Below are 19,348 nucleotides of genomic sequence, written 5' to 3'. Positions count from 1 at the left end.
AATTCAGCTTTTTGTCTTTATTGAAAGAACATTCCACGGGAATAAAACAAAAATACAGGCTGGCGCAAATCGCACCAGCCTGTTTCGGAAAAAGCTTTTCAGTTTCGTTTCTAAATTATGAATATTATGGAGAAAACGCTCACTCCCGATTTCCGAACTGGAAAGATGGGCTTAGCGGGCTTTAGCGGATCTGACCATTGCCGTGGATGATATACTTGTAGCTGCACAGCTCGGCCAGTCCCATGGGGCCACGGGCGTGGAGTTTCTGGGTGGAAATGCCCATTTCGCACCCAAGACCGAATTCACCGCCATCCGTAAAGCGGGTGGAACAGTTCACATACACGGCGGCGCTGTCCACTGCGGCAGTGAACAGGTCGGCATGGGCCTGTGTCTGGGTCAGGATGGCTTCGCTGTGGCCGGTGGAGTGCTCAGCAATATGCCCGATGGCCTCCTCCACGCTGTCCACGACCTTGACCGCGAGGATGTAGTCCAGAAATTCGGTGTCAAAGTCCTTTTCTCCGGCAGGGGTGCCGGAGATGATGGCGGCTGCGCGCTTATCCAGCCGCAGCTCCACCGGGTGCAGGCCCTTTGCCGCGCGGTTCGGGCCAAGGCGCTGGGCCAGACGGGGAAGAAACTCCCCGGCAATGGCAGAGTGCACAAGGCACACCTCCTCGGCGTTGCACACGCTGGGGCGGCTGGCTTTTGCGTTCTCGATGATGTCCAGAGCTTTGTCCAGATCGGCGGTGTCGTCTACGTACACATGGCAGATGCCGGTGCCGGTCTGGATGCAGGGGACCTTGGCGTTCTGAACGCAGGCACGGATCAGCCCGGCACCGCCGCGCGGGATCAGCAGATCCACATAGCCTACAGCGGTCATCAGAGCGTTGGCAGAAGCGTGTGTGGTGTCCTCGATCAGGCAGACCGAAGTCTCGGGCAGACCGGCCTTTTTCAGGCCCTGCCGCAGAACGGTGACGATGGCGTTGGCACTGCGCCAGGCCTCCTTGCCGCAGCGCAGGATGCAGGCGTTGCCGCTTTTGATGGCAAGGGCAGCGGCATCGCTGGTCACATTGGGGCGGCTCTCGTAGATAATGGCGATCACGCCCATGGGCACAGCCGTCTTTTCAATGACAAGCCCGTTGGGGCGCTCCACCCGGTTCAGCACCCGGCCCACCGGGTCGGGCAGAGCGGCAACCTCGCGGATGCCCTGCGCCATGGCTTCAATGCGCGGTGCGGTCAGGGCCAGACGGTCCAGCATCACATCGCTGATGTGCCCTTTGGCAGCAGCCATGTCCTCAGCGTTGGCGGCAAGGATGGCCGCCTGATCGTCTGCGCTGCACAGCGCATCCACCATGCCCAGCAGGGCCGCGTTGCGGGCGGTGTTATCGGCCAGCGCAAGGGCACTTTTGGCGCTGCGGGCGGCTTCCAGAATTTCCTGTGTGGTCATGTGTTCAGTCCTCCTTGCGGGCCGCAAAGCGGGTGCCTGCGGGCTTGCCTGCGGCAATGTCGTACAAAAGCTCCGGGTGTGCGCCGTTGGCAATGACCATGTCGGCACCGCTGCCCGTTACCATGCGGGCGGCGCGCAGCTTGGTGGCCATGCCGCCGGTGCCAAGGGCCGAACCGGCACCATCGGCCAGAGCCATCACCTCGGGGGTGATCTCCTCCACCAGAGGGATGAGTTTTGCATCCGTGTGGGTGTGGGGATTGGCGGTGTACAGGCCGTCAATGTCACTCAGAAGCACCAACAGGTCAGCCTTGGCGCAGCAGGCCACGATGGCCGCCAGCGTGTCGTTGTCGCCAATGGAGGTGATCTCATCGGTGGCAACGGTGTCGTTTTCGTTGATGATGGGCAGGGCACCCAGCTCCAGCAGGCGGGACAGAGTGTTCTGAAAGTTCACGCGGCGTTCGGTGTGCTCCACGTCCACGCCGGTGAGCAAGATCTGCGCCACGGTGTGATTGTAGGCGTTGAACAGCCGGTCGTAGGTGTACATCAGCTCACACTGGCCCACAGCGGCGCAGGCCTGCTTGGTGGTGGTGTCCTTTGGGCGGGTTGGCAGTGAGAGCTTGCCCACGCCCATGCCAATGGCACCGGAGGACACCAGAATGACCTCATGGCCCTCGTTTTTCAGGTCGCTGAGCACCTTGACCAGCTGTTCCGTGTGGCGGATGTTCAGCCGTCCGGTGGCGTATGCCAGAGTAGAAGTGCCTACTTTTACAACGATGCGCATGATATCCTTAACCCTTTCCCATTTCCTTTGTCTTATTGTACGAGGCAATCACGGCATCCATCACCGCACCGCGCAGGCCGTGCTCTTCCAGCACGCGCACGCCCTGAATGGTGCTGCCGCCGGGGCTGCATACAGCATCCTTGAGTTCGCCGGGATGCTTTCCGCTTTCCAGCACCAGCTTTGCGCTGCCCAGAACCATCTGCGCGGCATATTCCTGCGCTTTGGCGCGGGGCAGGCCGCAGGCCACGCCGCCGTCGGCCAGAGCCTCAATAAACTGGTACACCCATGCCGGGCCGCAGCCGGAAACGCAGCTGGCGGCATCGATCAGACTTTCCGGCACGGCATCCAGACGGCCCGCAGGAGCCATGATCTTGAGGAAGGCTTCTTCTTCCTCAGCGGTGACATTACTGGAACAGTACTGGATCATACCCTCACCCACCGAAGCCGGGGTGTTGGGCATGATGCGGATCACAGGAAAGTCCTCACCGGCCAGCTCCTGAATACGGGCAATCGAAAGGCCCGCTGCCATGCTGCACAGCACAAAACGGCTGGGGCGCTCGTCAAAGGTGAACTTGAGCGGCTGGAGCAGAGCTTCCATCATCTGGGGCTTTACCGCCAGAAAGATCAGGCCGCAGTCACCGGCCACCTCAGCATTGGTGGCTGTTTTGCAGCCCAGTTCTTTGGCCAGTGCCTGTGCCTTGGCCGCAGTGCGGTTTGCCAGAAAAACCTTCTTAGGGTCAACAGCTTTGCAAACGGCACGGGCGATGGCTCCACCCATGTTGCCGCAGCCCAGAAAACCAATGGTATCCATCATAGTTTGTACCCTCCCTCAAAACGGCACTTCAATCACAGCCGTCTGCTCCCATTCTAAGCGTAGAGGAATATAAAATCAAGGGCCTTTTCCGCTTTTTTGCCGGAAGAAGCCGCTTTTGCAGGCATTGTGCACCGCCGGAAGGGGTTTGGGGCTGAGAAACGGCTTTTGAAGCGAGAAACTGCCGGAGTGAAAACGCAGGAAGTCATTCATTGTTTACAAAATGGACGGAATCAATGCTTGCAATCGGAACGACTTTTGCGGTATTATAATGTACGAAGCTGCCAATCGCCGTACGCAGCGGGAAAAATTTCTACGGTCGGGAAAGGAAGGTTTTTGTGTCACAAACAACGAAGCGGGCACTGGAAGCATCGCTGAAAAAGCTGCTGCTGGAAAAGCCCCTCAATAAGATCACGATCAACGATATCACCGAGGACTGCGGCGTGAACCGCATGACCTTCTACTACCACTTTAAGGATATTTACGATCTGGTGGATTGGATCCTGATGGAAGATGCGGCCAAGACGATGGAAGGCCGCCAGAGCTTTGATACATGGACCGAAGCATTTCTGGACATCCTGCACCAGATCCGGGATAACAAAGCACTGGTACTGAACGTATACCGCTCTGTGGGTCGTGAACAGGTGGAGCAGTATCTGTACAAGCTTCTGGACCCTATGCTGAAGGAATTTGCGGATCGCGAATGCCGCGACATCACCGTGCAGGACGATGACAAGCAGTTTGTGGTGGATTTTTACAAATATGCGCTGGTGGGCGTGGTGCTGGAATGGATCCGCCGGGATATGAAAACGGATCCTGCTGTGATGGTAGAACGTACGGGACGGATGCTGCAGGGCGATCTGCGCCGCGCGTTATGCCGCCTTGCCAGCAATAAGATCCATCTGGAACAGGACGGTTGAACCGGAAGAGCGACAAAATTTTATCATAATCCGCGCCGTGATGGGTTTTCTATCACGGCGCTTTTTCTGTTTATGGCAACTTGTGGGATAAAATGGTAGAGTAATGGCATAGAAATAGAAAAAGAGATCTCCGAAAAATACCGTTTGGAGGAAAAGGATAATGAATACTTCTGTTGAGAGCCTGACTCATAAAATGCAGCGTGCTGCCGTTGGTAAAATGGTGGACGTGGTGCTTTCTCATGCCGATAAAGACCGTCAGAAAACCGTGGGACAACTGGTGGATGTCGCAAAGCAGTTCTATGGCAGTTCGTTCAGCGCTGAAGCCTACGAACACGCCAGACAGACCCTGACCGACCCCGACAGCAAGTGGTCCAAGCTCATCAACTGTGTGCTGGATCAGACCGACCCCAATGTGGCCCGCACCATGGCGCTGAATCTGGGCTACGAGGCTTTCTTCCGCGGCACCAAGACCATCCGCGAGAACCGTGTGAAGTACCAGTGCAACATCCCCTGGCTGATCCTGTTCGACCCCACTTCCGCCTGCAATATGCACTGCGTGGGCTGCTGGGCAGGCGAGTATGGCCACAAGAACAACCTCAGCTTTGAGGATATGGACAAGATCGTTACCGAGGGCAAGGAGCTGGGCGTGTACCTGTACATGCTGACCGGCGGCGAGCCGCTGGTGCGTAAGGCTGATATCCTCAAGCTGGCCGAGAAGCACAATGATGTGCAGTTTGCCATCTACACCAACTCCACCCTCATCGATGAGCCCTTCTGCAAAGAGGTGGTGCGTCTGGGCAACATTGCCTTCATGCTGTCCATCGAGGGCACCCCGGAGACCAACGATGCCCGCCGCGGTGAGGGGCACTATGCCGCTGTTATGCATGCTATGGATCTGCTCAAGGAGCACGGCATCGTGTTCGGCACGTCCATCTGCTACACCCGCGATAATATCGAAGCTGTTACCAACGATGAGTTCATGCGTTTCCTGTGTGAGAAGGGCGCACACTTCGGCTTCTACTTCCACTACATGCCCGTGGGCAACGAGGCAGCACCGGAACTGATGCCTACCCCGGAGCAGCGCAAATATATGATCGACCGCATCCGCTATCTGCGCTCGGAAGAGTGCGATATCCCGTTCTACCCGATGGATTTCCAGAACGACGGTGAGTTTGTGGGCGGCTGTATTGCCGGCGGACGCAACTACTTCCACATCAACTCTGCCGGTGACGCAGAGCCCTGCGTGTTCATCCACTACTCCAATGCCAATATCCACGACCAGAGCATTCTGGAAATTCTGCACAGCCCGCTGTTCATGGCTTATCACAACGGCCAGCCCTTCAACAAGAACCATCTGCGTCCCTGCCCGATGCTGGAAAACCCCGAACTGCTGCAGAAGATGGTGCACGAGACCGGTGCCCACAGCACCGACCTGCAGTCGCCGGAGAGCGTGGAGCACCTGTGCGAGAAGTGCAAGAACTATGCAGCCAACTGGCAGCCCACGGCGGACGAGATCTGGTCCCACACCAAGATCCGCGAGAGCCGCTACGAGAACTACAAGGACTGGAAGCCCTCGCAGCCCATTGAAAAGTAACGAAGGCAGACGTCATAATGCAAACAAAGCCCAGGCGTTCCATTGAAGTGCGCTCCGTCAAGTAGACAGAGAAATAATATCAGTTTTTGTTCGCCGTTTCCACAAGGAGACGGCGAATTTTTTGTGCAAAAGTGATTGTTCTTTCCTGACATGAAAATACCCCCCAGAGTACGCAGAGTTTTTGCTTTACTCTGTCTACTCTAGGGGGAGCATATCACACTCAGAGAGGGTCTTGCTGTTTCATGAAAGAGTGGTTTTGAAAATTACCAGAACCAGTAGCGCTTTTTCAGCACAACATATGCAATGCCGATCAGAACCACTACAACACCACCGGCAATGAAGAAGGTCCAGTTGATATTGGCAAATTTCAGGTTCTGGTTGGTCAGCAGATAACGGCCTGCAGTATCGGCAGTAATGATGCCGTCGGTGTAGCTGTTCAGGTACTGCCACTTGTTGGAGACGGCGTTGTACAGATACAGGCGGGTATAGGTGCTCACATCCAGATCGATGCGCACCGAGCAGGGAAGAGCCTTGCCCTTGTCCAGCTCGAACTCGATGCCCTGATCGGACTCAGTCAGGATGAGCATGGTGTCCAGCTCACTGGTGGTGCTCTTGACACCGCTGCCTGCAATCTGCATGGTGTAGCCATCGCCCACCACGCACAGGGTCTTGCCGGTGGTGCGCAGCGCATTGAGGATATCACCGGTCACGGTAGGCACCTCGGCCTGTGTGAAAACGATCTCGTTGTCCTCACTGTCCTGAATGGCCTGCACAACGGGATCGATCTCGATGGGAGTATCGTTATCCGGTTCGGTGGAGCTGCTGTCCGAAGAATTATCGGAAGAAGATGCAGCCGAACGGTTGACGATGACCGTGACCATGGCGGATGCAGTGCCATTGGAAACGGTAATGGAAGTAGCGCCGGTGCCCACAGCCGTGATCACGCCGCTGGGGCTGACCGTGGCAATGTTGCTGTTGGCGGACTTATAGGTGAACTTCTGGGAAGCGGAAGAAGGCTTGACACTGGCGGTCAGGGTGCGGGTGGCACCGGGCTTGAGCACAACGTAGGAAGGATTCACCGTGACGACCTGACCGCTGTTGGAAGAACCAGCGCTGGTGGTGCCGGTGCCGGAGTTGGGAATACTCATGACCGTGACATTGGTGGTAGCAGTCACCGAACCGCAGGTAGCGGTAATGGTGGCGGTGCCGGGGGCAATGCCGGTAACACGGCCGAAATTGTTCACCGTGGCGACCTTCTCATTGGAAGAGGTCAGGGTGACGGTGGCATAGTTGGAAGCCGAAGTAGGCCGCACCTGCAGCTGTGCCGAGACCGAGTTGCCAACATAGATGGTGTTGGAGGAAAGGGAAAGGTCCATCTCGGTAACGATCATGGAAGAATCCATGGAGACAACGATGGTATAGGCACAGATCTGGTTGCCTGCGGCAGCGGTGATGCGGGTGGTGCCTACGCCCACAGCCTGCACGACACCGGAGTTGCTCACGGTCAGGATGGAAGTATCGTCCGAGATAAAGACAACCGAGTCGGTAGAGTTGCGCGGACGCACCACAGGAGACAGCTGCTGAGAGGAACCCAGCAGCATGTTGGCGGTATAGCTGCCGGCCTCAATGCTTTCGGCAGGCACGTCCTGATCCCACGGCATGGCAACGCCGCTCAGGGCAAGGCCGGAGACAGGGCTTGCTGCGGCCGCAGACACAGCTGTGCCGCAGGCCAGCAGGCAGAGCGCTGCCGCACAGACGGCCAGTTTTTTTGCGGTTGATTTCATAGTAAGTGTACCTCTTTGGGTGATATAACGGCGGCTGGCAGTCAGCACAGCTCCGGTTTAGCGGAACAGAACGCCCAGGGCTTCCATTGCGTACTCGAAATAGGTGACCTGATCGTACTCCACACGGGCAGTAACGCTCATGCCGTTGGAAAGATCCACCTTGTCGCCGCTGCGGCTCACCACATAAGTGGCATCGGGCTTAATGGTCATCTTATAGTAGGAAGCGTTGGAGCTGGCCGTCACGTCACTGTCAATGGCCGTTACAGTGCCGGTCAGGGTGCCATAGGAATACTCCGAAAGGCCGGTAATGGCGATCTTGCAGGGGTCACCCACATGAAGCAGCGGGCGGTCATTCACGGTGACCATGGCAACGATCTCCAGATCGTCGTTCTCGCTGGCAACAGTGGCCAGCGGGGAGCCTGCGCTCAGCACCATGCCCTCTTTGTAAGGAGTATCCATGTGGATCACACCGGAGGTGGGGGCATAGATGTAGTAATCGTTGGCACCGGTGTTCAAGGCATCGAGCTGAGCCTGAATGTTGTCCACGTTGCTCTGTGCGCTGGTAATGCTCTGGGAGATGGACTGCATGGTGGAGTAGTACAGAGCTTCTACTTCGCTCTGGCTCTGCTCCATCATGGTCTTGATCTGAGCATCGGAGTAACCGGCAGCCTGATAGGCCGTGGCATCAAAGGTCTTCTGAGAGACCTGGCTCTTGTAGGTCTCGTACTGATAGTAGTAGGGCTGATCTTCGGGGTTTGTCTCGCTGAAGTAGTTGGTATCATCCTGCACGCACTGCAGCAGCTTGTTGTACTGGTCCAGCTGGGTCTGGTAGATCTTGAGCTGGCTTTCCAGGTTATCCTGCTGCATGTCGATATCCGTGCTCTTGATGTGGGCCACGAGGTCGCCCTCGTTCACATAACTGCCCTCCGAAATATACATCTCGGTAATGGAGCCGGAATAACTGGACATGATATAGGTTTTATTGCTGGCCTGCACGGTGCCTGCGTTCTGGCTGACATAAATGCGGTTGGTATGGGTGCTCCACACCACCAGAAACAGCATGAAGATGCCCACCAGAATGACAAAAGCGTAGCCATAAGGCGGCAGCTTTTTTTCCATCATGATGCGGCGGTCCTGCAGATCCGAAAGGTTCTGAACTTTAATCGTCATAATTACTTGGTCTCCATAAAGACATCGACCACGGCATCATCCTCGTCCTGATTGACATAGATGGTATAGGAGGTGCCGGTCAGTTTCTGCTCATTCTCAAAAGCGTGGACCTGCAGCTTGTAGGAAGCCAGCTGGCTTTCGGGCATGGGGCCGGTGTAGTGGGCATACAGGCAGTTCTTCACGCGCAGAATGGCATCCATATGGTAGTCCTGCTCCATCTGGCCGATGAACTGGGTAGCCTGCTGCATCATGTACAGGTGCATCTGACGGTCCTCACCAACCACCATGGCCTGCACGATGGGGCCAATGGGCTGTGCGTTGTTGCTCTTGATAAAGTTGTGCATCTGGGTCAGCACCACGGGCAGGCTGGCCATCTCTTCCGGATGGATCTCACGGGAGAGCACATTGGTGAGCTTCAGGGTCTTGTTCTCGGCTACTTTGATCTCTTTCATGTTGAATACCTCGGTTCCTTTTCAGATTTACCTCAGAAGAGGCAGTAATAGGCAATCGAGAAAGGGGAGAAAACCGCTGCAGAGAGTAGCTTCCTCTCCGCTCCCGATCGCCTACTACTTATAAAAGTAATAGGGATCTTGCGAATAAAATGTGCCCGGAGGCGTTTTGCCTCCGGGCACACCATAGTGAGGCATAGTCACCTGAGCAGGCAGGGCCTGTTCAGGATAACACCATCTACTTCTACTAAACAGAAAGTCTTTCTAGCTCTTTTTTATCTGACACAGCAAAACTATGTCAAACCAAGCTATCCATCAAGAATTACTCCCTTTCATATGTAACCGGGTATGCACCCGGCTGCAACACATCAATAGGTGATCGACTCACCGTCGTCATCCTCTTCCACCACGGCCTGCATGACAGACTGCTTGGGCTCTGCCTTTTTGTTGCGGTAGATACCCTGCTGCATGTTCCACAGCTCGTAGTACTTGCCTTCCTTGGCAAGCAGCTCCTCATGGGTGCCGCGTTCCACGATCTTGCCGTGATCCATCACAAGGATCAGATCACAGTCACGAACGGTGGACAGGCGGTGCGCCACGATCAGCATGGAACGATCTGCAAGCTGATCGTAGATCATGTTGAAGATCAGATTTTCCGTAGCAAAGTCCAGATTACTGGTGGATTCATCCAGAATGTAGAGGTTGGAATCTTTCAGGAAAGCGCGTGCCAGCGCAATGCGCTGCTTTTCACCGCCGGACAGGCCGTTGCCTGCTTCTTCCAGATAAGTGTTATACTGCAGGGGCAGATGACGGATAAAGTCGTGAGCATCTGCCTTCTTGGCAGCTTCCTTAACTTCGTCCATCGTAGCGTCCATACGGGAAACGCGGATGTTATCATAAATGGTCTTGCTGAACAGCTCAACGTTCTGCGGCACATAAGAAATTGCGCGGCGGACAGAGTCATTGGTGTATTCAGCCAGATTCACACCGTTCAGGTCAATCTCGCCATCTTCCGGCTCATAATACTTGAGCAGAAGCTTGGTGATCGTGGATTTGCCGCTGCCGCTGCTGCCCACCAGCGCGACCTTTTTACCGGCCGGAATGGTAAAGCTGATGTGATCCAGTGCAGGGGCACGGTTGCCATAACGGAAAGTGACATCCTTGAACTCGATATCGCCCTCCACCTTGTCCAGATCGGTGCGGTCTTCATCGCCGACCGTCTCGGAGGGATAATCCATAATCTCGCCCAGACGCTTCATGGAAATGCTGGCCTCCTGAATCTGCATCTGCAGACCGATCAGGTTGCTCAGCGGGGAAGTAAAGTAAGAGGACAGTGTGCTGAAGGCCATGAATCCGCCCAGTGTCATCTCACCCTTCAGAACCTGACTGATACCCACATAGGTGGTCAGCATGCTGAAACCGGTGGAAATGAAGGAGGAAATCAGGCCCTGCGTGGTGCTGATCTTGCTGGAGCGCAGGCTGATCTTCAGGCTCTTGATGTACTCACGCTCGAGGTTCTCCATTTCGGTATCCTCGTTGGCGTTGCACTTGACCGTCTCAATGCCGCGCAGGCTTTCGATCATCTGGCTGTTCAGTGCAGCGGACTGCACCATGGTCTCTTCGTTGATCTTTTTGTAAGGCTGCTTGTAAATCAGCACCAGCAGAATGCTGACCAGAGCCATGAACAGCGAGATCGAGAAGAGCATCGCATTCATGCGGAACAGGATGATACCGGTGATAATGGCCATCGAGATATCCATGATCAGACTCAGCGCAATGCTGGTGAAGATGGATTTGATGGTGTTTGCATCCGAATAACGGGTGGTGATATCACCAGTCTTGCGGGTGGCAAAGAACTTCATGGGCAGATGGAAGATATGCCCGAAGTAACCCAGCATCAGCGGAATATCAATCTTGATGGATAGGTGGATCAGAACCCACTGCCGGACAAAGCCCACCAGCGTATTGGTGATGCTGACCATGCTGAACACAAGGATCAGTGTGACCAGCAGATTGTCCAAGCCATATGGCAAGACCTCGTCCATCAGGATCTTGTTGAACATGGAGGAGGCGATGCCCAGGATCGTAACGATCAGAGAACTCAGGATCGCATAGGCAAAGAGTTTTTTCTGGGGCAGCAACAGGTCGATGTAACGCTTGAACATGCCGCCCTTTTCGATCTTACCGCCCTTGAACTCCGAGGTGGGGTTCATCAGCAGCAGAACACCGGTAAAGTTCTTGTAGAACTCATCCAGAGAGATCTTTTTCAGCTCACTGCCGGGGTCGCCGATCACGACATAATCCTTGCACTTGTGTTTTTTGCCGTTCTTCTCATCTTCCTTGGCGGCTTCGGCTTCTTTCAGCATGTGCCGACGACGCTCACCGTCATCTTTGATGGTGGTCTTTTTAAAGACGACCACAAAGTGGGCCAGACCCTGATCGGTGATGACCTGCGCAATGCAGGGCAGCGAGAAATCGCTGAGGAAATTTTCACGGTCTACGCGAACCGCTGCAGTGGTGAAACCCAACTCATTAGCGGCTTTCTGCAAACCAACAAGGTTCGTGCCTTTCAGGTCGGTACCCATCATATCGCGCAGGCGGGTGATGGTAACTTCCTTTTTGTAATGGAGGCACACCATTGCGAGGCAGGCAGCCGCACAGTCAGTGGTGTCATGCTGCCGGACATAGGTATAACGCATAGATGCTTCCTTTGATCATATACAAATTTATTCAAACAGCGGCAGGCGTTTTGAAGAAGCGGCTTGCCGCAGATCTGACAACGTGAAAAGAGCCGGAGCCTGAAACAGCAGCACAGAGGCCGGTGCTTTGTCCTGTCCTGCGGAGAACCATGACAAAACACCGGTCGGCTGCTATCAAAAGAAGGGAGCACCTACCCTTTGATCTGTGTGCCGGACTTTGGAAAAACAGATACAAATTCCCAAAGCTTATAAGCAGTATACCACAATGTGACATCTTCTTCAAGTAGTCAAATTTTAAGAAATCATTATGCTTGATGCTTTTTTCGCATGAATGCTATGTTTTTGGGACAGAGAAGCCCAAAAACAGAGGAGAAACACGACTGCATGGCTGTACAGAAAAAGGGTGTAGTATGGGACAAACAAAAAAGGCAATGTTCTGTGGAACATTGCCTTTTCTTCTGGCGCCTCTTGCCTGACTCGAACAGGCGACACCCTGATTAACAGTCAGGTGCTCTAACCGACTGAGCTAAAGAGGCAGATCACATTTGTGACTGCAAGAGATATTATACCGCATAAGAATGCCTTTTGCAAGCCCTTTTTTAAAAAATGGATCATTTTTGGCAAAACAAAACCGTCCTGCGGTGTTTTGAAACGCTGCAGGACGGTAAAGTACATATTATAAAAGAAGGAAAGGCTTATTTCAGCTTGCTCTTGGCCTTCATGCGCTGCTCGTGGTTCAGGATCTGCTTGCGGATGCGCAGATTCTCGGGGGTGACCTCCAGCAGCTCGTCCTGTGCAAGGAATTCCAGGCAGCCTTCCAGACTGAGCTTGCTAATGGGGATCAGGCGCAGAGCATCATCGGAGCCGGATGCACGGGTATTGGTCAGGTGCTTGGTCTTGCAGACGTTGACATCCACGTCCTCGCCGGAAGCGGTGTAGCCAATGACCATGCCCTCGTAGACCTTTTCACCAGCGCCCACCAGAAGGGTGCCGCGCTGCTGAGCATTGAACAGACCGTAGGTGACAGCCTCGCCGGTCTCAAAGCTGACCAGAGAACCGGTGGAGCGGTTGGCAATCATGCCAGCCCAGACATCGTAACCGTCGAAGATCTGGTTGATAACACCCTCGCCATGGGTATCAGTCAGGAACTGGTTGCGGTAGCCGAACAGGCCGCGGCTGGGCATACGGAACTCCAGACGCACACGGTCGGTGCCCAGAGATTCCATCTGCTGCAGGATAGCCTTGCGCTGGCCCAGACCGGTCATGACAGCGCCCTGATACTGGGTGGGCACATCGATGACGACATGCTCCATAGGCTCGTAGGTCTTGCCGTCGATGACCTTAGTCAGAACGTGCGGGGGAGAGACCTGCAGCTCATAACCTTCACGGCGCATGGTCTCGATCAGGATGGACAGGTGCATCTCACCACGGCCCATAACGCGGAAGGAATCGGTGGTGGCGGAATCCTCCACCTTCAAAGCGACATCCTTCAGCAGCTCCTTCTGCAAACGGTCACGGATCTGGCGGCTGGTGACGTATTTGCCCTCGCGGCCGGCCAGCGGGCTGTCGTTGACGGAGAAGGTCATTTCAACAGTAGGATCGTTGATTTTCACGAAGGGCAGCGGCTCCACATTGGAGGGACTGCACAGGGTATTGCCGATGGTCACGTCGGGTAGGCCGGAGAATGCCACGATATCGCCGGCGGTAATGTTATCGCACGGCTGACGGCCATTGGCCTGGAAGTCGTACAGCTTGGTCAGACGACCGCGCATCTTCAGATCCTGATTGTGCCAGTCACAGACGACAACTTCCTCGCCCACCTTGGCAACGCCGTTCTGGATGCGGCCAATGCCGATGCGGCCCACGAAGTCGTTATAGTCCACAGAGGACACCAGCATCTGGAAGGGAGCCTCGGGGTCGCCCTCAGGCGGCTTGATGGTGCTCAGCAGAGTATCGAACAGAGGGATCAGGTCGGTGCCGGGCACATCGGGGTCCAGGCTTGCGGTGCCATCACGGCCACAGCAGAACAGCATGGGGCAGTCCAGCTGCTCATCGGTAGCACCCAGATCCATCAGCAGGTACAGAACTTCGTCGATGACTTCCTTGATGCGGGCATCGGGGCGGTCGATCTTGTTGATGGCCACCACCAGACTCAGGTTCTGCTGCAGAGCCTTCTGCAGCACAAAACGGGTCTGGGGCATGCAGCCTTCGGCGGCATCCACCAGCAGCAGAACACCGTTGACCATCTTCAGCACGCGCTCCACCTCGCCGCCAAAGTCGGCATGGCCCGGAGTATCGACAATATTGATCTTGACACCCTTGTAGGTGCAGGAGCAGTTCTTGGCCAGAATGGTAATGCCGCGCTCACGCTCGATATCGCCGCTGTCCATGACGCGCTCAGCCACGACCTGATTATCGCGGAATGCGCCGCTCTGACGCAGCATTGCATCCACCAGGGTGGTCTTGCCGTGGTCAACGTGAGCGATAATGGCAACGTTGCGCAAATCGTTACGAACCATAAAATTCAACCTCTCTATTATTAAAACTCATAAAATACGAACGAACGTCATACAAGTTTAAGTTTATAACAGGAAGGGGTGGTTTGTCAAGATTGTATAAAAATTTTTTCAAGCTTTCGGCAGAATGCCTGAGAAAAGCCATGCGATTTGTGCGGCGTGTACCTTTAAAATATGCTATACTAAGGGTACAGAAGAAATAAAGCCGGAGGTGTTTTTATGAAGATCACATTTCTGGGCGCGAACCATGAGGTCACCGGCAGCTGCACTTTGATCGAAGCGGCTGGGCAGCGCTTTTTGATCGACTGCGGCATGGAGCAGGGTAAGGACGTATACGAGAACCAGCCCATCCCGGTGGCACCCGGCGAGATCGACTGGGTGCTGGCCACCCATGCACACATCGACCATACCGGTATGCTGCCGCTGCTGGTGCGCAACGGCTTCCGCGGCAAGATCTATGCCACGAACCCCACGGTGGAGCTGTGCGGCATCATGCTGCGGGACTCGGCCCATATTCAGGAATTTGAAGCGGAGTGGAAAAACCGCAAGGGCCAGCGCTCCGGCGCAGAACCGGTGGAACCGATGTATACTGTGCAGGATGCTGAAGCAGCCATGAAGCTGTTTGTGGGCAAGGCCTATGAGCAGCGCTTCCAGCTTGCACCGGGCATTGAAGCCCGCTTTGTGGATGTGGGCCATCTGCTTGGCTCGGCCAGCATAGAGCTTTGGATCACCGAGGGTGAGACCACGACCAAGCTGGTATTCTCCGGTGATATCGGCAATCTGGATCAGCCCATCATCAAGGATCCTGCTTACATCAAAGAGGCGGACTACGCCTTTATGGAATCTACCTACGGCGACCGTAGCCACGGCCCGAAGCCGGACTATGTGAGCGAGCTGACGAAGATCCTGCAGCGCACCTTTGACCGGGGCGGCAATGTGGTCATTCCCAGCTTTGCGGTGGGCCGCACGCAGGAGATGCTCTACTTTATCCGTGAGATCAAGGAAAAGGGCCTTGTGAAGGGGCACGGCAACTTCCCGGTGTACATTGACAGCCCGCTTGCCATCGAGGCGACCCGCATCTTTAAAGATACCGACCCGGACTGCTTTGATGCGGACACCCGCGCTCTGCTGGAAAACGGCATTGATCCGATCACCTTCCCGGGTCTGCGCGTCACGGTGACCAGCGATGAATCCCGCATGATCAATGCAGACCGCGTGCCAAAGGTCATCCTCTCGGCCAGCGGCATGTGCGAAGCGGGCCGCATCCGTCACCACCTCAAGCATAATCTGTGGCGGCCGGAGTGCACCATTCTGTTCGTGGGCTATCAGGCGGTGGGCACGCTGGGCCGCACCCTGCTGGAAGGTGCCACGACGGTAAAGCTGTTCGGTGAACCCATTGAGGTGCAGGCAGAGCTGTGCCAGCTCACCGGCATGTCCGGCCATGCGGACAGAGAAGGTCTGCTGCGGTGGGTGAACTCCTTTGAGCAGAAACCAAAGCGTGTGTTCGTGATGCACGGCGAAGATGAGACCGAGGACCACTTTGTGGAGACCTTGACGGAACAGGGCTTCACTGCCTGCGCACCCTACAACGGCGCACAGTGGGCCATCGGAGCCGAAGGGGCCGTCTGCCTGCAGGAGGGCACGAGAGCCCGCATTGAGCACAAGGCGAATGAAGGCCAGAGCCGTGCCGCCAGTGTGTTCCAGCGGCTGGTCAGCGCCGGCAAGCGCCTGCTGCGGGTCATCGAGCACAACGAGGGCGGCGCAAACAAAGACCTTGCCAGGTTTGCCGACCAGATCAATGCCCTGTGCGATAAGTGGGACCGATAAAGCAAAACAAAAGCACCGTGACCCAAAAGGCCACGGCGCTTTTTTGCATGGAGCGGGCAATGGGAATCGAACCCACCTCCTCAGCTTGGAAGGCTGATATACTAGCCGATGTACGATGCCCGCATTTACGAACGATATTATAGCATGTTCCGGCACAAATGTCCAGCCCAATTTTTGTGTGTTCCTTAAAGCACCGGAAAAGAATGCCGGAACGGCCTTGCTTTTCCATACGGCTCTGCTACAATAGAAAAGAACGGAGGGAGAGAGGATGGAGCCGGAAGCAGAGATCATTCGTGCGCAGCTGTTTGCCTTGCAGGATGAAGCATACCGCACCTTTCACAGTGCGTTGATGCCCACCGTGCCGCCGGAAACGGTGATTGGCGTGCGCGTTCCGGCTCTGCGCAGGCTGGCAAAACAGCTCGCGGGCACAGCGCAGGCAGAGGTGTTTTTACAGGCCCTGCCGCATGGATACTACGAAGAGAACAACCTCCACGCGTTTCTGATCGAACTTATCCGGGACTACGACAGGGCGCTGGCTGAAACGGAAGCGTTCCTGCCCTACATCAACAACTGGGCCACCTGTGACTGCTTTTGCCCCAAAGTGTTTGCAAAGCACAAGAAGGAACTGCTGGTGCCCATTCGCCGCTGGCTGGATTCGGGCGAGGTGTACACCGTGCGCTATGGCATGGAGATGCTGATGCGCTATTATCTGGATGATGCATTCCGGCCGGAATATCTGGAATGGGTGGCCGATGTGCGCAGCACGGAATACTATATCAATATGATGCGGGCATGGTATTTTGCCACAGCACTGGCAAAGCAGCCGGATGCCGCGCTGCCGTGGCTCACAGAAAAGCGGCTGGATCTGTGGACCCACAACAAAGCCATCCAGAAAGCGGTGGAAAGCCGCCGCATTCCGCCCGGAATGAAGCAGCTGCTGCGCGGTCTGCGCATCCGTTCATAAAAGCTTCCGGATTTCCGCGCAGATTTCCTGTTTACTTTATGGATGTTTTATTGTAAAATAAGCTATAGTAAAAAATGTCAGGGTATGCCTATGCCCTGACGGAAGATAAAAACAGGTGGTGTTTGGATTATGGCATTGAAATATCAGCGTATCCTTCTGAAGATCAGCGGCGAAGCACTGGGCGGCGAAAAAGGCATGGGTTTTGACGAGCCCACCATGGACGAAATCTGCGGCGGCGTGAAGAAAGCACACGATCTCGGCGTGCAGATCGGCATTGTTGTGGGCGGCGGCAACTTCTGGCGCGGCCGTTCCAGCGGCAAGATGGAGCGCACACTGGCCGATAAGATCGGTATGCTGGCAACCGTGATGAACGCACTGGCTGTTTCCGATAAGCTGGAGCAGCTGGGTGTGCCCACTGAGGTGTTCACCTCCATCACCATGCCACAGGTGGCACAGCCCTTTACCCGCAAGGATGCCCTGCGCGCCATGGATGAGGGCAAGATCGCCGTGTTCGGCGGCGGCACCGGCAACCCGTTCTTCTCCACGGATACGGCAACCGCTCTGCGCGCTGTGGAAGTGAGCGCCGATGTGATGTTCAAGGCTACTATGGTGGATGGCGTTTACGATAAGGATCCCCACAAGTACGCCGACGCAAAGAAGTATGATACCCTCACCTTTACCAAGGTGCTGGAAGACCAGCTGGCTGTTATGGATGGCACTGCTGCCACTCTGTGCCGCGACAACAAGCTGCCCATCCTCGTGTTCGATCTGGCCGACCCGGACAACATTGCCCGTGCCGTGCAGGGCGAGAATGTGGGCACACTGGTTTACGAGGGCTGAAACGCCTGCAGCCGACATACATTATAGGGCAGACGCATTGCAGCGCAGCCCCAAGATAAAAAGGAACAGGAGACTACCGCAATGAGCAGCAACACCAAGGTTTACGAAGACAAGATGAAGAGCTCGGTCGAACATCTGGGCCGCGAACTGGGCGCTGTGCGCGCAGGCCGCGCAAATCCCGCTGTGCTGGATAAGGTCAGCGTGGATTATTATGGTGCCCCCACTCCCATCCAGCAGGTGGCATCCGTGGCTGTGGCCGAAGCACGCACCCTGACCATTACCCCGTGGGACCGTACTCTGCTGCGCCCCATCAGCAAGGCCATCATGGCCAGCGATGTGGGTATCACTCCCATTGATGACGGCTCTACCATCCGCCTGAACTTCCCGGCTCCCACCGAGGAGCGCCGCAAGCAGCTGGCAAAGGAAGTTTCCAAGCTGGGCGAGGAGGCTAAGGTGGCAGTGCGCAACATCCGCCGCGAGGCTATGGATAAGGCCAAGGCCATGAAGAAGGCCGGCGAGCTGACCGAGGACAGCCAGAAGACCATGGAAGAGGATGTCCAGAAGCTGACCGACAAGTATATCAAGAACATCGATGCTGCGGTGGAAGAAAAGCAGAAGGAGATCATGTCTGTCTGATCTGCGCAGATGCAATAGACTGGAGGTGCCGTGCGCTGAAGAAGAGTGCGCGGCACTTTTGTTGAAGGTGGCATTGCTGCCGGGAGGAAATAATGGCGCATCCGAAAGAATTTGCCGAGGGCCTTTCCATCGGCATCATCATGGACGGCAACGGCCGTTGGGCAAAGAACCGCGGCCTGCCCCGCACTGCCGGGCACAAAAAAGGCGCAGAGGTGTTCAGCGATATTGCAGATTACTGCGATGAGCTGGGCGTTTCGTCGGTGTACTTCTATGCGTTTTCCACCGAGAACTGGAAGCGTCCGCTGGAAGAGGTCAACGCCATCATGCGGCTGTTCGGCGAATATCTGCTGAAGGGCTTTGACTACAAGAACCGCAATATCCGCATCAAGTTCATGGGTGACCGCACGGTGCTGGATAAAAAGCTGCAGCAGCTGATGAACAAGCTGGAAGTAGATTCTTCGGTCAAGACCGGCATGACCCTGAACATTGCCATCAACTACGGCGGCCGCCCGGAGATCGTGCGGGCGGCGCAGCAGCTTGCGGCAAAGGCGGCGGCAGGGGAGATAAAGCCCGAAGAGATCACGGAACAGCTGCTCAGCGATGCCATGTATACCGCTGGCCAGAAGGACCCGGATTTTATCCTGCGTCCCAGCGGAGAAAAGCGGCTGTCCAACTTCATGCTCTGGCAGGCAGCTTACTCGGAGCTGGTAGAAATGGACGTTCTGTGGCCGGATTTCACCCGCAGCGATCTGGACGCTGCCATTGAGGAGTTCAATCATCGTTCCCGCCGGTTTGGCGGACTGTAAAACCCAAGACCTCCTGCACACGGTGCAGGGACCGGACGGCCCGGCGGCTTTGCCGGAGCCAAACTTAATCCAGAGGGGCGCGGCACCCGACCGGTGAAAAGGAGATC

15 protein-coding genes and 2 tRNA genes are annotated in these 19,348 nt (G+C 55.7%); 7 read left to right on the top strand and 10 right to left on the bottom strand.

The genetic code is table 11. From position 1 onward, the window contains the following. Window positions 1-181: 181 nt before the first annotated feature. The 3 genes from DW937_RS09635 to proC are packed head-to-tail and all read right to left on the bottom strand — an operon-like array spanning window position 182 to window position 3,039. Window positions 182-1,444, bottom strand: coding sequence for a glutamate-5-semialdehyde dehydrogenase (locus DW937_RS09635; RefSeq protein WP_120120786.1), 1,263 nt, complete (start codon window positions 1,442-1,444; stop codon window positions 182-184). Window positions 1,445-1,448: 4 nt separating this feature from the next. Beyond that, window positions 1,449-2,225 carry a glutamate 5-kinase gene (gene proB, locus DW937_RS09630; RefSeq protein ID WP_120120785.1) on the bottom strand — a complete coding sequence of 259 codons (777 nt, stop codon included), beginning with the start codon at window positions 2,223-2,225 and terminating at the stop codon, window positions 1,449-1,451. 7 nt (window positions 2,226-2,232) lie between these two features. Continuing rightward, the gene (gene proC, locus DW937_RS09625) at window positions 2,233-3,039 is read right to left on the bottom strand and encodes a pyrroline-5-carboxylate reductase (protein WP_120120784.1); all 807 of its coding nucleotides are present in this window, start codon (window positions 3,037-3,039) and stop codon (window positions 2,233-2,235) included. Window positions 3,040-3,374: 335 nt separating this feature from the next. On the opposite strand from proC, the gene DW937_RS09620 reads away from it, so the two are divergent. Together DW937_RS09620 and DW937_RS09615 are read left to right on the top strand one after the other, a co-directional pair. Next, on the top strand, window positions 3,375-3,956 hold the full coding sequence (locus tag DW937_RS09620) for a TetR-like C-terminal domain-containing protein (protein ID WP_118526041.1): 582 nt from the start codon (window positions 3,375-3,377) through the stop codon (window positions 3,954-3,956). A 160-nt stretch (window positions 3,957-4,116) separates the two neighbouring features. Beyond that, complete coding sequence (locus DW937_RS09615) at window positions 4,117-5,550, top strand: radical SAM protein (RefSeq protein WP_118526039.1); 1,434 nt, start codon at window positions 4,117-4,119, stop codon at window positions 5,548-5,550. 263 nt (window positions 5,551-5,813) lie between these two features. On the opposite strand, the gene DW937_RS09610 is transcribed toward DW937_RS09615, so the two are convergent. The 6 genes from DW937_RS09610 to typA all read right to left on the bottom strand — a co-directional run bounded on the left by DW937_RS09610 (window position 5,814) and on the right by typA (window position 14,171). Next, window positions 5,814-7,334 (bottom strand): Ig-like domain-containing protein, encoded by a 1,521-nt coding sequence (locus DW937_RS09610; protein ID WP_120120783.1) that lies wholly within the window; start codon window positions 7,332-7,334, stop codon window positions 5,814-5,816. Window positions 7,335-7,391: 57 nt separating this feature from the next. Then, window positions 7,392-8,504, bottom strand: a complete 1,113-nt coding sequence (locus DW937_RS09605) for an HlyD family efflux transporter periplasmic adaptor subunit (RefSeq protein WP_097777609.1) — start codon at window positions 8,502-8,504, stop codon at window positions 7,392-7,394. A 2-nt stretch (window positions 8,505-8,506) separates the two neighbouring features. Then, window positions 8,507-8,956 carry a hypothetical protein gene (locus tag DW937_RS09600; RefSeq protein WP_097777610.1) on the bottom strand — a complete coding sequence of 150 codons (450 nt, stop codon included), beginning with the start codon at window positions 8,954-8,956 and terminating at the stop codon, window positions 8,507-8,509. Between the two features lie 365 nt (window positions 8,957-9,321). Then, window positions 9,322-11,652, bottom strand: coding sequence for a peptidase domain-containing ABC transporter (locus DW937_RS09595; protein ID WP_120120782.1), 2,331 nt, complete (start codon window positions 11,650-11,652; stop codon window positions 9,322-9,324). A 459-nt stretch (window positions 11,653-12,111) separates the two neighbouring features. Next, window positions 12,112-12,188, bottom strand: a tRNA-Asn gene (locus DW937_RS09590). A gap of 159 nt (window positions 12,189-12,347) precedes the next feature. After that, the gene (gene typA / locus DW937_RS09585; RefSeq protein WP_097777612.1) at window positions 12,348-14,171 is read right to left on the bottom strand and encodes a translational GTPase TypA; all 1,824 of its coding nucleotides are present in this window, start codon (window positions 14,169-14,171) and stop codon (window positions 12,348-12,350) included. A 216-nt stretch (window positions 14,172-14,387) separates the two neighbouring features. On the opposite strand from typA, the gene DW937_RS09580 reads away from it, so the two are divergent. Continuing rightward, a complete protein-coding gene (locus tag DW937_RS09580) occupies window positions 14,388-15,995 on the top strand; it encodes an MBL fold metallo-hydrolase (protein WP_120120781.1) in 1,608 nt (535 codons plus the stop codon). Between the two features lie 48 nt (window positions 15,996-16,043). Here the strand turns inward: DW937_RS09580 and DW937_RS09575 are convergent. Then, window positions 16,044-16,118 (bottom strand) — tRNA-Gly (locus DW937_RS09575). 145 nt (window positions 16,119-16,263) lie between these two features. Between DW937_RS09575 and DW937_RS09570 the strand changes: the two genes are divergently transcribed. The 4 genes from DW937_RS09570 to uppS all read left to right on the top strand — a co-directional run bounded on the left by DW937_RS09570 (window position 16,264) and on the right by uppS (window position 19,241). Next, complete coding sequence (locus DW937_RS09570; RefSeq protein ID WP_120120780.1) at window positions 16,264-16,959, top strand: DNA alkylation repair protein; 696 nt, start codon at window positions 16,264-16,266, stop codon at window positions 16,957-16,959. A 129-nt stretch (window positions 16,960-17,088) separates the two neighbouring features. After that, window positions 17,089-17,799, top strand: a complete 711-nt coding sequence (gene pyrH, locus DW937_RS09565) for a UMP kinase (RefSeq protein ID WP_120120779.1) — start codon at window positions 17,089-17,091, stop codon at window positions 17,797-17,799. 81 nt (window positions 17,800-17,880) lie between these two features. Then, entirely contained in the window at window positions 17,881-18,435 is a 555-nt protein-coding gene (frr, locus tag DW937_RS09560; protein WP_005945866.1) for a ribosome recycling factor, read from the top strand. 92 nt (window positions 18,436-18,527) lie between these two features. Continuing rightward, window positions 18,528-19,241, top strand: a complete 714-nt coding sequence (uppS, locus tag DW937_RS09555) for a polyprenyl diphosphate synthase (RefSeq protein WP_120120778.1) — start codon at window positions 18,528-18,530, stop codon at window positions 19,239-19,241. The last annotated feature ends 107 nt before the right edge of the window (window positions 19,242-19,348 follow it).

Source organism: Faecalibacterium sp. AM43-5AT (genome assembly GCF_003603345.1).
GTDB classification, from domain to species: Bacteria; Bacillota; Clostridia; order Oscillospirales; family Ruminococcaceae; genus Faecalibacterium; species Faecalibacterium taiwanense.
The sequence above is the reverse complement of the archived record's forward strand: the minus strand, read 5'-3'. Positions and strand labels throughout refer to the sequence as shown.

Excerpts from the sequence above, each read along its gene's own strand:
- DW937_RS09635 (WP_120120786.1), bottom strand. The coding sequence starts at position 1,444 with ATGACCACACAGGAAATTCTGGAAGCCGCCCGCAGCGCCAAAAGTGCC.
- DW937_RS09605 (WP_097777609.1), bottom strand. The coding sequence starts at position 8,504 with ATGACGATTAAAGTTCAGAACCTTTCGGATCTGCAGGACCGCCGCATC.
- DW937_RS09610 (WP_120120783.1), bottom strand. The coding sequence starts at position 7,334 with ATGAAATCAACCGCAAAAAAACTGGCCGTCTGTGCGGCAGCGCTCTGC.
- frr (WP_005945866.1), top strand. The coding sequence starts at position 17,881 with ATGAGCAGCAACACCAAGGTTTACGAAGACAAGATGAAGAGCTCGGTC.
- DW937_RS09600 (WP_097777610.1), bottom strand. The coding sequence starts at position 8,956 with ATGAAAGAGATCAAAGTAGCCGAGAACAAGACCCTGAAGCTCACCAAT.
- pyrH (WP_120120779.1), top strand. The coding sequence starts at position 17,089 with ATGGCATTGAAATATCAGCGTATCCTTCTGAAGATCAGCGGCGAAGCA.
- DW937_RS09615 (WP_118526039.1), top strand. The coding sequence starts at position 4,117 with ATGAATACTTCTGTTGAGAGCCTGACTCATAAAATGCAGCGTGCTGCC.
- DW937_RS09580 (WP_120120781.1), top strand. The coding sequence starts at position 14,388 with ATGAAGATCACATTTCTGGGCGCGAACCATGAGGTCACCGGCAGCTGC.
- DW937_RS09595 (WP_120120782.1), bottom strand. The coding sequence starts at position 11,652 with ATGCGTTATACCTATGTCCGGCAGCATGACACCACTGACTGTGCGGCT.
- typA (WP_097777612.1), bottom strand. The coding sequence starts at position 14,171 with ATGGTTCGTAACGATTTGCGCAACGTTGCCATTATCGCTCACGTTGAC.
- uppS (WP_120120778.1), top strand. The coding sequence starts at position 18,528 with ATGGCGCATCCGAAAGAATTTGCCGAGGGCCTTTCCATCGGCATCATC.
- DW937_RS09570 (WP_120120780.1), top strand. The coding sequence starts at position 16,264 with ATGGAGCCGGAAGCAGAGATCATTCGTGCGCAGCTGTTTGCCTTGCAG.
- proB (WP_120120785.1), bottom strand. The coding sequence starts at position 2,225 with ATGCGCATCGTTGTAAAAGTAGGCACTTCTACTCTGGCATACGCCACC.
- proC (WP_120120784.1), bottom strand. The coding sequence starts at position 3,039 with ATGATGGATACCATTGGTTTTCTGGGCTGCGGCAACATGGGTGGAGCC.